Origin of the sequence: Halorubrum shenae, assembly GCF_051194165.1 — an archaeon.
In the GTDB taxonomy this organism is placed as follows: domain Archaea; phylum Halobacteriota; class Halobacteria; order Halobacteriales; family Haloferacaceae; genus Halorubrum.
In genome coordinates this window covers 39,303-52,312 of sequence record NZ_JBLZNI010000015.1, presented here as the reverse complement: position 1 = coordinate 52,312, position 13,010 = coordinate 39,303, and the positions used below count along the sequence as shown (strand labels likewise).

Below are 13,010 nucleotides of genomic sequence, written 5' to 3'. Positions count from 1 at the left end.
GATGTCCACGACCGTCACGAAAACGTTGCAGGCGACGTTCGCGCCACCCACCGCGCACAAGCAGTCGAAACTCAACGACCTGCTCGAAACCTACCGTGACGGTCTGCAAGAAGCGTTCGACGCCGGAGCGAGTACCATGTCGGCGGTGAGCGACATCGTGACGCCCTACGACCTCCCGTATCAGGCCAAGGCCGCTCTCTGCAACTACGTTCCGAAACTCCGCAAGACGTACAACGCCAAGGAGTTGGACGACGGCCACCCGATACGGCTCACGAATCAAGCCGCGAAGTTCGACCACTCTGAAGAACGCGACTACGCGTTCACGTGGTGGGTTCCGCGTCCCGGTCGGGGAACGAACTTCTGGATACCGCTCCGCATCAACCCTGAACAGGAAGACCTCTGGCACGACCTCGTATCGGAGGACGCGAAGGCGGGCGAAATACGGCTTCAACAGCACCGGAAGAACTGGGTACTGCACGTCACCGTCGAGTACCCGGTCGAAGAACCAGCGACAAACGGTGACGCCACGCACATCGGCTTAGACATCGGAGAAACCGCCCTCATCACGGGCTGTGCCCTCAAGGATGGTTCTCCGACTGACCCGTTCGTGTGTAGCGGAAGCAGAGCGAAGCATCTCCGCAAAGAGATGCACACGACCCTGAAACGACTCCAAGAGCGTGACGCATCCGAGTGGCGTATCGAAGACCGCTTCTCGCACTACCAGAACGCGCTCACCGACATCGTGGAGAAAGCGTCTCGGCAAGCCGTCGAGTACGCAAAGCAGTACGAGAATCCCGTGTTGGTGATGGAGGACTTGACGTACATCCGTGAGCGTCTCGACTACGGGAAGTACATGAACCGTCGGCTTCACTCGTGGGCGTTCGCCCGACTGCAAGGGCGCATCGAGGACAAGGCGACGGAAGCAGGCATCCCGGTCGAGTACGTGAATCCGGCGTACACCTCGCAGACGTGTCACTCGTGCCACCGTATCGGTCGGCGGGACTCCCAAGCCGAGTTTCGGTGTCCGAGCGGCGACTGCCACGTTTCGACGTTTCAGGCCGACATCAACGCTTCCGCGAATATCGCACGACGGGTTGACCCGTGGGGAGAGAGCGTCCCGCTTGACAAGGCGGAGCGCGATGACTCGCCTCAGAATGGGAGCGGTTGTGACACCGCCACGACTCACCGTGAGAAGAGCGTACCAGCGCAGATGACGCTCACGGCCTACGAAGAGTCGGAACCCTCTGCCAGCGTTCACGAGACGAAGTCTCGTGAGCCAACCAGAACCGACGGTTCTGGTGACGACGACTAACTGGTATTCCCCATGCGTGGGAAGCCTCGCCGTTTACGGCGAGGAGGATGTCACTTTGGGGTCGTTACCTTCCACATTACAATACGGAAGACCCCAACAAACTCCAAAAGGCGGGGGCCTAGTGCTCGTGGTAGTGGGGTCAGAGTCCCTCGTATAATATATGTAGAATGGAGATCATATCGCCGACCCGCCACGGCCGATCAACGAGACGATGTGTTCAAGCAGCGGACGATTCGTATTGGTCACAATTGAGTTTGATCGCCGGCTTATCAACGGTGCTAACCGTCGGCCCTTGCCCGCCGCCAAGACCACCGCAGTGGCCGCGTCTACACTCATACACAACTAGTCAGTTTCCTGAATATTAAATCTCTCGCGGTAACCGAGCCACCCCTGTCCGCTGCACGGATCATTGATTGGCATTCATTTTGCTGCTCGGACTTGTTCACGGTAGAATAAAGTGGTCGGACGGTGAGATTAAATCGTGACAAAGTCGGCCGTTATTGCGGATGATGATGAGACAATCCGGTCCATCCTCGAGCATAAACTGTCAAATGCGGGCTTCGAACTGACAGTGTGTCACGACGGGGAGGAGTGTCTTCAGGTCCTAAACGACTCAATCGTCTCCCCAGACGTTGTGATCCTCGACATCATGATGCCACGAATGAAAGGCACGCAACTGCTGCGGACGATTCGTCGCGGTGAGCTTGCGGTCGACGCGACTGTCCCAGTTGTGATGCTCACCTCACGGGGTCAGGAGGCGGACGTACTCGATGGGCTCGAAGCCGGTGCCGACGAGTATCTCACGAAGCCGTTCAGCCCAAAAGAACTCCTCGTGCGTGTCAATCGAGCTGTCGAGAGGTAATCGTGCCCATACCGTCGGCCGTCTTGATCGGATCGTCACTCCCGCTCTCGCGAGTGCTTACCATCGGGGTTATCGTGCTGGGATCGCTGCTGCTCGCAGTCGTGGTTGTGACGATTGGCTACTCACTGTGGGCGGCTCGGCGGCGACGGCGGCGTGACCCGATCCGAAGCGGGCTTCGTGGAGAGCTGCTCGACCGGCTCTACGGTCGCGACGATCCGGCGTGGGACGAGTGGGTTGCCGGGTTCTCGGCAGCAGAGCGCGACGAGCTCGAATCGCTGCTCGACGTGTATCTCCGCGAGCTTGACGGCGGCGACGTCGCGTCGCTGGCGGATCTTGGGGCTGCCCTTGAGATCGACATACGGTCCCGCCGTGCACTCGTTGACGGCGACTACTGGGAGCGACTGCACGCGCTCGTCTGGCTCTCGTTGCTTCAGGAGCCGCCAGACCGGGACCTGCTCGAACGACACTGCACCGACACCCCGCGTGAACGCGCTGCAGCCGCCCGAGCGCTGTACGCCGCAAAGACGGACGACCGAGCAACGGCCGGTATTGACCTCTTGTTACGAGGAAACGTGGCCGCATTCTCTGTGTTCGGTGTTGATACGTTATACCGAGTCGCTGAGGACGATCCGCTCCCGTTTTTTGAGCGCGCAGCCGCGGACTTCGAGACATGGGAGCCGGCGCTCCAACGCCAGGCGCTGCTCGTCGTCCGACATCTCACCACGGTCGCCGGCGGGGCAGATCTCTCGTGGGTGATCGCCGCGCTGTCGAATCCCGACCCACGCGTCCGGTCGGCCGCGTAGGGAGCGCTCGGCGCGTACGGTTGGAGCAGACAGGTCCGCGACCGGATCGACCTCACGGCGATCGGCGACGATTCCGATCCGACGGTTCGGACACGCGCCTACCGGGCGCTGGGGCTGTGGGGTGACCCCGACGCGATCACCGCGCTCGAACGCGGGTACGGTGTCGAACCCGACCCACGGGCGCGAGTCGCGGCCGCCGAGACGCTCATCTCACAGCGGTCGGAAAGCGGTGAGAGTCCCCTCCGGTTGCCACCCGACTACGACGGGGTCCCACCGGCAGACGCCGAGCCGGTTGCCCCCGACACGGACGCTGTCGAGACCGCGTGGCGGTGGGCGCGCGAACACGCCAGATTCGACCGGCTGGCACGTGATATCTCGGCGGAGCGCGACCGGATTCTCCGGGAGGCGCGAGGATGACGGTCGAGAGCGTGGCCACGACGCTCGTCGTCGGCTCGGGCGTGTTTATCGTCGCGTACTATCTGCTGATCAACGTCGGGTATCTGATCATCCACGTGCTCGCGTTGTTCGAACTCCGTGACAGCATCCGAGAGTCGAACTGGAAGCCGTCGTTTCGGCCGTTCGACTCTCCGTTTTATCCGGGTGTCGCCATGGTCGTCCCGGCGTACAACGAGGCGGCATCGATCGTTGAGAGCGTCCGGTCGATGCTTGCGCTCAACTACCCCGATCAGGAGATTGTCGTCGTGAACGACGGATCGACGGACACCACGTTAGAGCGCCTGACGGAGGCATTTGGCCTCCGACCGGTCGATACCACGATCCCGTACGATGTGCCGTCCGAACCCATCCGAGACATCTACCGCTCGGCGACGCACGAAAACCTGCTCGTCGTCGACAAGGAGAATGGCGGGAAAAGCGACGCGCTCAACGCCGGCGTCTGGCTCACCGATCAAGAGTTGTTCTGTGCGGTTGACGCCGACACCGTCATCGACCGTGACGCGCTGTTAGAGGTGGTTGCGCCGTTCTTAGAGGACCCGTCACGGACGGTCGCGAGCGGCGGGACTATCCGCGTGGCGAACGAGTGTGTCATTCAAGAAGGCCAGATCAAAGAGGTCAATCTCCCGAAGACGGGGGTTGCCGGCGTGCAGGTGATGGAGTATCTCCGCGCGTTTTACTCGGGCCGGCTCGGGTTCAGCCGGGTGAATGGGCTCATCCTCATCTCCGGTGCGTTCGGCGTCTTCCGGACCGACCATGTGCGTGCGATCGGCGGCTACCGACACGATACCATCACCGAAGACTTCGACGTGGTCGTCCGGCTCCACGAGTACCTCTCGGACGAAGACATCGACTACCGTATTGATTACGTGCCAGAGCCGGTCGCGTGGACGGAGGTCCCCGAGTCACTCCAGTCGTTAGGCCGACAGCGTCGCCGGTGGTACCGTGGGATGATTGAGACGGTCGTTGCTAGTCGTGGGCTCTTTTTCCGGCGTGCGTACGGCCGCGTCGGCACGGTTATCCTCCCGTTTTTCACCGCCGCCGAAGCGCTCGGCCCGCTCATCGAAGGGTTCGGCTACATCCTGCTCCCGCTTGCTTGGTACTTCGGACTCCTGGACATCGAGTTCTTTCTCACCTTTCTGCTCCTCACCGTCGGTGTCGGCATCTTCCTCTCGTGGTTCGGTGTGTTCAGCGAAGTGTGGAGCTTCAACCGGTACGAGTCGCCGTGGGACGTCGCACGGCTGCTCTGGTACGGCATCTTGGAAAACTTCGGCTACCGGCAGTGGAAGACGATCGTCGCGTGGCACGGGCTCATCGAGTATCTCCGCGGCGAGCAGTCTTGGGGTGTTATGGAACGGCAAGGGTTTGGAGCAGATACAGACACAGCCGCCGCAGCTGGAGCCACAGCAGCGGTGCCTGCGCGTTCACGTGACGACCCGGCTGCACACTCTGACGCGTCGGCGGCAACGAGCGACGAGAGCGGCTTCGTCTGGGTTGATTGGCTCGATGAGGCTCCCGAGACAGAGGGGTTCAGGTGGCTCAGCCGGCTCGCAGCCGACGAGAGCACGGGACGAGTGCTAACGGCGGCTGACCTCTCGGTCGGCGTCGGCGACGGCGGCTTCGTTTGGACGACCGACTTCAGCAAGGGCGCCGATGACGGCGGCTTCGTCTGGACGACCGAACCCGCCCGTGGCGCCGGCGACGGCGGCTTCGTCCTCACAGCCGAACCGAACGGCGAGGCCCGTATTGCGTTCACGGCAGCGTTCAGCGACGGGGTCGGCGATGGCGGCTTCGTCTGGACGACCGATCCCACCCTCGGTGTCGGTAATGGGGGGTTCGTCTGGACCCGGAACACTGCTGACGGGATCGGCGACGTCGGGTTCGTCTGGGTGGCGACACCGGACCCAGACGGTGCGAAAACCGCTCCGAACGATGATTCCGGGTTCGTCTGGCTCCGTGAGGCTCGTGACAGCACCACAGACACGGGATTCGTCTTGCTTCGGCACCTCGACGACGACACCGACGACACCGACGACACCGGATTCGCGTGGGTGGAGAGACCCGTTGATGTCGGTCAGGTAACGGTCCCGACCGGGGGTGTGACGACGGATTCCGACGCGACCTAATCTGCGTCCGGCGCTTTGTGAACCGACTCGGCGGCGTTTATTTCACGGAAATACACCGCCATCTACGGTGGCTTGACTCAGTGGAACAAAAACGCATATCCTTTGTTCCGGCAACACGTCGTATAGCTATGAGCACAGACCCTCCTCCCGACGCGTTGGGGGGCCGCGAAGAGAGAAGCAATATCTACCGATCTATCATCGGAGCCGTTCAAGACGGCGTCTTCGTTATCAATCTGGACGGGACCATCACCTACGTCAACGACTCGCTTTGCTCTCTGGTCGGGCATCAACAGAACGAACTGGTCGGCGAGACGTTCGACACACTGGTCGAGTCAGAGCTCGTTCAGTCCGAGGAGTTCGGTCGGTTCGTGACGGCCATCGACGGCTTTGCCGACAACGAACTCCAAGACAAGACGCTGACGTTCGAGATTGGCCAAGAAACCGAACGGATGGTAGACGTTCGACTCTCACAACACATCCACGACGACGGCACGAAGGACATCGTCGGTGTCGTTCGGGACGTGACAGAGCGGGAGCAGAGGGCCCGCGCGGCAGAACGAAAACAGGCGGTCCTCGCCGAACTTTACGAAGTCGGTACAGAGACCGGTCTCTCGTTCGAAGAAAAGTCTGAACGCATCCTTTCCATCGGGTGTGAGTATCTAGATCTCCCGTATGGATTCCTCACGAGAGTGGACGAAGACGTCCAGGAGATCGTCCACTCCATTGGCGATCACGAACTCCTCCAGCCGGACGAATCGGCACCACTAAACCAGTCGTACTGTCGGAAAACCATCGAAAGCGACGACTTAGTCGGTATGCAGGACGCGCGAGCGGAACTGGGTGAGGACGATCCGGCGTACGAACTGTTCGAGTTGGGCTGTTACGTCGGGACGAAAATCAGAGTCAGAGAGATCCTCTACGGGACGTTTTGCTTTGCGGCTCCGCACGACCGTGACCGGGATTTTACCGCCAGCGAGCGAGAAGTGGTCAAGCTCCTCGGACAGTGGGCTGGGTACGAGCTCGAACGGCAGCGGTTCGAAGACCGCTTGAAAGGTCTCCACGAGATATCACAGCGCTTGCTGACTGCTGAAACGATGACGGAAGTCGCAGACATCACGATCGAGACGAATGCGGACCTGTTCGATCTCTCAGTGAGTGCATTCTGGGAGCACGACGCCACCGAAGACGTGTTACGCCCGGTGGCTGAAAGCGACGAAGCAGTCCGGATTGTCGGGGACGCCCCGACGTTTGAGCGAGGCGACGCACTGCTGTGGGAGAGTTTCGACAGTGGCGAAATCCGGTACCACGAGGACCTGACGGAACAGCATGAACCGTACAACCCGGAGACGCTACTGCGATCAGAGGTCCACGTTCCCTGCGGAACGTATGGCATTATCACGAGTGCCGCGACCGAACCACGTGCGTTCGACGAGGTCGACGTCGAAAGTCTCCGACTGCTTGAGGCGTTGGTCACGGAAGCCATAACCGCAGTCAAGCGCGAAGAACGGCTCGCCGCGCGTGGTGAAACGCTTCAACAACAGAACGAACGTCTCGAGGAGTTTGTTGACATCGTTGCGCACGACCTTCGGAATCCACTGGCGGGAGCCGTCGGCTTCCTCGAAATCGGCCGTGAAACGAACGAGCCACAGTATTTCGAGCGCGTCGAGCAGTCCCTGGACCGGATCGAAGAACTCATTGACGAGTTGCTGATGATCGCACGCGGTGACCGCCAGCCAGTCAACAGACGCACCCACCAATTACAAGCAATCGTGGAAGAGGCGTGGTCGTATACCGACGTCCCGGACGCGACCTTGGTGACGGGCGACTCGCTCGGTGAGATACAGGCGGACGAGACACGGTTGCTGCAACTGTTCGGCAATCTCTTCCGCAACAGCGTCGAACACGGCGGCGACGATGTTACTGTTGAGGTCGGCACCATTGCTGCCGAGGAGGGGTTCTACGTCGCCGATGACGGGCCGGGGTTTCCCGAGGAGATCCGGACGGAGTTAGCGGAACTCGAGGAAACGGACGAGTTATCGGGAACGGGAATCGGGCTCATGAGCGTTACCGAAGTCGTGGAAGCACACGGGTGGGACCTCTCGGCCCCCGCCACAGACCAAGGTGCACGCATCGAAATCCGAACCGGTCAACGGGGGAATGACCCGTGAATCAAGCGTACCTGGAACAGAGCGCGAGTCGGAGCTGTACACGACCGCTGAATACTCGTTGCTGCGGATGACAGTAGCGACCGGGACATCGTCAATTCAGTCCGACTGACAGCGAGTGGGACGTGGTAGCGTTTAGTATCTGCAACAACAGAGTCAGTTGTGCGCAGACGCAGGTTCCTCGGGACAGTCGGTGTCGCGGGAGCGATCGGCACCGCGGGCTGTGGCTCGCGGGATGAGCCTAACAGCGACACGCAACCTCCGTCTCCACGCCGGTTTCGGATCGGCGACGCGGGGTTCGAGGCGAGCGTCGGCGACGACGCGTTCACACCGGTTCCCGTCCGCGGGGTAAACCTCGGGATGGCAAAGCCCGGGCACTTCCCCGGTGAAGCGGCACTCAGCCGGGCAGAGTACGACCGCTGGCTGGCGATGATGGGTGAGTTACACATCAACGTCATCCGCGTCTACACGGTTCACCCGCCAGCGTTCTACCGGGCGCTCGCGGCATACAACCGCGAGCATACCGATCCGATCTACGTGATCCACGGCAACTGGATCGGAGAAGGGACCCTGCGTGAGGCGGGTGATGTCACCACCCTGTCAGCGGCCTTCGACCGCTCGGTCAGACAGGTCGTGGATGTCATCCACGGTGAGACGACAATCCCGCCTGAACCCGGCTATGCGAGCGGGACGTACGACACGGACGTGAGCGATTACGTCGCCGGGTACATTCTCGGTCTCGAGTGGCCGTCGGCGGTCGTCGCCGAGACGAACCGCGAGAACGACGACGGCTACGAGGGGACGTATCTGACCGCGCCGGATGCACGCCCGTTCGAGGCGTGGCTCGCCGAACGACTCGACGCAGTCACGGAATATGAAATGGCAACGTACAACGCCCAGCGGCCGGCCGGGTTCACAAACTGGGTGACGACCGACCCGCTTGATCACCCGTACGAGCCGTTTCACGCGGAGGACGCGGTGTCAGTCGACCCTGATGCTATCAGCGCGACCGATGCATACGACGCCGGTACGTTCGCGGCGTATCACGTCTACCCGTACTATCCGCCGCTTCTCAATGAAACGCCAGAGTACGTGAACTACGTCGACCACCGTGGCGAGCCAAACAGCTACGCAGGCTACCTGAACGACCTCGTTGACGCCACGGACCACCCACTTCTTGTGGCCGAATTCGGCGTTCCCTCTTCGCGTGGGATCGCCCAGCGAGACGTTCATGGACGCGATCAAGGCCGTCACACCGAGGCCGAACAAGGCACAATCGTCGCCCGAATGTACGAGGACGTCCGCGAGGCAGACACTGCCGGCGGAATCGTGTTCAGCTGGCACGATGAGTGGTTTAAGCGGACGTGGAACCTTGCCCCCTTCTCTGATCCCAACCGTCGTCCGTACTGGTCGAACGTCCAGACACCCGAACAACGGTTTGGACTCCTCTCGTTCGACCTGGCTGGCGCAGTTCCACTGGACGGATCGAGCGAGGCGTGGGCAGACGCAGCCGTCGCGACCCCTGACGGTGACCCAATCCGGCTCGATGACGGTGCAGACCCACTGCGTGAGTTGACTGCCGTTCGAGTCACGAGCGACGTAGCGTATCTCTCTCTCCGTCTCGAGTTCGCTGACCTTGGTGGGGGAGTTGATTGGGACGCGACCAACTACATCGTCACACTCGGGCTCCCCGACCGCGGAGAGCGCGAGCTCCCATCTTCCCTTTCGGCGACGGCACCGGCGGACTTCGTCGTCCGGCTTGGCGGTCCCGACGCGTCCCGGGTCACCGTCGATCCGCGATACGACGTGTTCGCCTACGAGTACGGCACTGAGGCTGGACTCGGTCTCGAACAGTACCGTAATCCCGACCCCGGTGCCTTCACGCCGCTACGGATGGTGATCAATCGCGGATACACTGTTCCGGAGACGGGAGAGCGTGTCTCCTTCGAATCCGTTGAGACGGGGGCGCTCCGCTACGGGAACGGCAATCCAGACGCTCCGGCGTACGATTCGCTCGCAGACGTTCATGTCTTACCTTCCACCGACGCAATTGAGATCCGGCTCCCGTGGCTTCTACTTAATGTAGCTGACCCGAGCCGCCGGCGACGGCTTGGGGATTTCTGGAGCGACGGGCTGGAGGCATACGAGACCTTCGACGAAATTGCGGTCGCTGCGGCCTCATACGTGCCGAGCGACTCCAATGGAACGGCCACTATACTTGATGCTCCGACGAACCTAACGCATGCGGTCCCTCGTATTGTAGATGAGCAGCTACAATCACTATCGTTCGTCCCGCCGACATGGAACCAGCCTGCGTACACAGAGCGGCTCAAAGAGTCGGGCCACGTAGTTGGTGAGGTTTTCGGACGGTACGCAAATCAAGAGTGAACCGTTTCGAGGTCGCACCTTGTGGCACTTGGTCTACGCTGCCCGCTGGGTGACCGGTTACAGAAGGGATCGACGCCGAGCGGGTGATGACCGTCGACATGAGCAAACTCGACGACGCGTTGGAGGTAACGTTACTCTCTGAATCCGACGTTTATAATATCGAGGAGGGCGAATACGTACGTAAGACAGATGTCGACGAAGAGATGAAACAAATTCGTTTCCAAGGGCCCAAAAACCAGTTAGCCGGAGTCGAGGAAAACACAACCGAACTCTAAGCCGAAATCAAAGAGTTAGAACAGCGTATTACCGAACTCGCTGGCTTTGACTCCGGAACATCTTATCATACTCGTTCAACTGGTGGGTAGCCAGTGTCTGGGAGGATACTGCCACAGCTGTAGCTGAGGAAGAGCTGTCCTGCAGTACCCATTGGGGGACGACACACCGGCTACGGTCGGTGGCTAAATGCTACTACATCCGGACCTTCCTTGAGGCGGGTGTTTATGTACCACTAGAGTACCATCCAATGAAGTGTAAATCAAAATTGGTTAGCGATATCTTTTGAACGTGCCTGTATGCCCTCCACTCGGCGTCAGATGCTCGTTCCCATTGGAGTGTCTCTATTGGACGCTGCCGGACGTCTGGGGTTGGGAAATCAGAGCTTGATGATCAACAACGAGTTGAATCAGAGAGCGACTGTCAAAATCGATATTACCAGAGTGTCGGATATGCGGATGGTGATGCGTACAGACCGCTCACTTAGAGCTGAGGAAACGACTACGCTCTCGTATCCACTTGGCGAATCCCGCGAGTCTCGAATCAAAATTACTGCTCAGGAGGCGAACGTTGGCGGAGAATCGACCGTCGTTGTCGATAAATCCGCTGTTATCCATGCCACTCTCAATCCCGATGGGGTGTCGTTCGAAACCCGATAACAGTCACTCGACTGTCTTTCTGGGAGTCGTATGTGTACTCCCTGTACTGACCGATCGCTCTCTCCCGAAGATTGGCCTTGTTCGCACCACATTCGCGCGCTGTATCCAGCAGCCTCTGAGCGAACTACCGAGGTACTGTCAGGAACACTGTGCAAGATACAGACGATCTGCCGATCAATAGACGTCCCATGGAGGCGTCAGGGGAGCTCCGATCTGACCTGCGATCTCCACGTGAAACACACCACATTGTACTCAGTAGAAGTCTGAATTGCTATATCTGTCCCGACACTATCTAACAATTATTTAACTAAACAGTACGACAGACACAGAGAGGTGCGTCTTTTAGCCTAGCGACGCTGGTATGCAGTGTGTACGACTTCATTGTGGTAGGGGCTGGCCCACCAGGCTCTCGGTTTGCGTATCGGGCGGCCACCGCCGGCCGTGAGGTGTTACTGCTTGAGAAAGGCGAGGTTGGGCGGCCACTTGCCTGTTCGGGTCACGTGTCGACGGATGTCTGGGAATATCTCCCTGCAGGGGCCCAGTCCGAACTCCTGCAGAATCGCATCTCAGGTGCCCGCTTTCACGTAGGCGGGCCAGGGTCCGAGGCTTACCCATTCTATAAATCAGAGACGATCTCGCATGTGATCGACCGTGTCGGGCTCGACACCCACCTTGCCCAGCGGGCGGCAGCCGCCGGTGCTGATCTCCGGACCCACCACACTGTCGTCGAGATCGACGAGCAGGACGAACAGGTTGCCGTGACAGTTGCAACACCGGATGGAACCCAGACAACAGTGGAGGGGCGGATGGTCGCCGGCTGTGACGGGCCTACCTCGCGTGTCCGCCAGAGCGTTGGCCTCGAGAGCCCGAGCGAGCAGCTGCACGGCGTGTTAGCGTTCACTGACAACCCAGATGACGGCGACCGGGTCGATGTCCATCTCACCGCGCCAACCTTTTTTGCCTGGCGGATTCCACGCGGCGACGCCGGTGTCGAGTACGGGTTGGCAGCCCCACCCGGAGCGGAGGTATCCGCACTGTTTGACCAACTCACAACGGCATACGACGTCGACCCAGATCGACGGTGTTCAGGTACGATTCCGATTGGGCCACCAGATTCGGTCACCACCGATCGCGTCTTTCTCATTGGGGATGCGGCGGCTCAGACCAAGCCGTTCACTGGGGGTGGGATTCTGTACAGCATGACCGCCGCTGACACGGCCGCAGCGACGATCGACCCGGCAGATCCGGCCACACTAGCAGCGTATGAGTGCGCCTGGCGCGACGAACTCGCCACAGAGATCCGGCTTGGGGCACTGATTCGGCGGTGTTACTCGCTGCCCGAACCGCTCCAGCACGCTGGCTTGCGAGCGCTCGACGGCGAAATCGGGGTGCACATGGACCGGCCAAGCTCGTTCTTCTCTCGAGCACAGCTGCGCCGGCTGTTCTCCTGACCAGTTCGCCAGCGCGGTTTGTGGATCGTGCAGCGGGTCTGAGTGAGTTTGCTGGCTATCTTTCTTCGAGGAGAGAATCCCACCGTTTACGGCGGGAGTGAATCCGACAAGTCCTCCACAGACCACGTTCTGCTGCTAATACGGATATTTATGTAGCGCCACGTTGTAGCATAACTTACACCGAGGCGGTTTCACCGCCACCTAAATGCACAATATCGGGACTCCGAGAACCAGAACGTTCGAGACACCCTCTCGAACCGCTGTGGTGTCTCGGTCAAGATAACTCCGAGTCCCCCTGCCGGGGATAGGAGTAACGGCGGTGTGGCCCCGCCATCGGCTCGTTATGCCGACGAGTCGTCAACCAGCAAATATCCCAAACCAGCGGTACGGTGCCGTGGGAAGCCCCGTCGTTTACAACGGGGAGGAGGTCACTCCGCGCTGCTATTCAGAATTGGAGAGAAAAGGGAGGGGGAGTACCTTGATCGGATTGGTCCGTGCCCGCCAGAAAATCGGTGATG

The 13,010-nt window shown here is 60.2% G+C and carries 9 protein-coding genes and 1 pseudogene; 9 read left to right on the top strand and 1 reads right to left on the bottom strand.

The window, feature by feature from the left end; genetic code table 11:
* Position 1: 1 nt before the first annotated feature.
* Positions 2-1,312, top strand: a complete 1,311-nt coding sequence (locus ACNS88_RS14400) for an RNA-guided endonuclease TnpB family protein (RefSeq protein ID WP_435099062.1) — start codon at positions 2-4, stop codon at positions 1,310-1,312.
* Between the two features lie 174 nt (positions 1,313-1,486).
* On the opposite strand, the gene ACNS88_RS14395 is transcribed toward ACNS88_RS14400, so the two are convergent.
* Positions 1,487-1,648 (bottom strand): sugar phosphate nucleotidyltransferase, encoded by a 162-nt coding sequence (locus tag ACNS88_RS14395; RefSeq protein ID WP_435099060.1) that lies wholly within the window; start codon positions 1,646-1,648, stop codon positions 1,487-1,489.
* Positions 1,649-1,793: 145 nt separating this feature from the next.
* Here ACNS88_RS14395 and ACNS88_RS14390 point away from each other — a divergent pair, with 145 nt between their 5' ends.
* From ACNS88_RS14390 to ACNS88_RS14355, 8 genes and pseudogenes are all read left to right on the top strand, one after another.
* A complete protein-coding gene (locus ACNS88_RS14390; RefSeq protein WP_435099058.1) occupies positions 1,794-2,174 on the top strand; it encodes a response regulator transcription factor in 381 nt (126 codons plus the stop codon).
* Between the two features lie 2 nt (positions 2,175-2,176).
* Positions 2,177-2,977 (top strand): hypothetical protein, encoded by an 801-nt coding sequence (locus tag ACNS88_RS14385; RefSeq protein WP_435099056.1) that lies wholly within the window; start codon positions 2,177-2,179, stop codon positions 2,975-2,977.
* Between the two features lie 45 nt (positions 2,978-3,022).
* Positions 3,023-3,394, top strand: a complete 372-nt coding sequence (locus ACNS88_RS14380) for a HEAT repeat domain-containing protein (protein ID WP_435099099.1) — start codon at positions 3,023-3,025, stop codon at positions 3,392-3,394.
* Positions 3,391-5,556 (top strand): glycosyltransferase family 2 protein, encoded by a 2,166-nt coding sequence (locus tag ACNS88_RS14375; protein ID WP_435099054.1) that lies wholly within the window; start codon positions 3,391-3,393, stop codon positions 5,554-5,556. The genes ACNS88_RS14380 and ACNS88_RS14375 overlap by 4 nt, the downstream gene beginning before the upstream one ends.
* A gap of 17 nt (positions 5,557-5,573) precedes the next feature.
* Positions 5,574-7,724, top strand: coding sequence for a histidine kinase dimerization/phospho-acceptor domain-containing protein (locus ACNS88_RS14370; protein ID WP_435099052.1), 2,151 nt, complete (start codon positions 5,574-5,576; stop codon positions 7,722-7,724).
* Between the two features lie 159 nt (positions 7,725-7,883).
* Complete coding sequence (locus ACNS88_RS14365) at positions 7,884-10,109, top strand: glycoside hydrolase family 113 protein (protein ID WP_435099050.1); 2,226 nt, start codon at positions 7,884-7,886, stop codon at positions 10,107-10,109.
* Between the two features lie 62 nt (positions 10,110-10,171).
* Positions 10,172-10,474 (top strand): annotated as a pseudogene (locus tag ACNS88_RS14360) (DUF7983 family protein); the annotation flags it as partial.
* 935 nt (positions 10,475-11,409) lie between these two features.
* Positions 11,410-12,492 (top strand): geranylgeranyl reductase family protein, encoded by a 1,083-nt coding sequence (locus ACNS88_RS14355; RefSeq protein ID WP_435099048.1) that lies wholly within the window; start codon positions 11,410-11,412, stop codon positions 12,490-12,492.
* Positions 12,493-13,010: the final 518 nt, after the last annotated feature.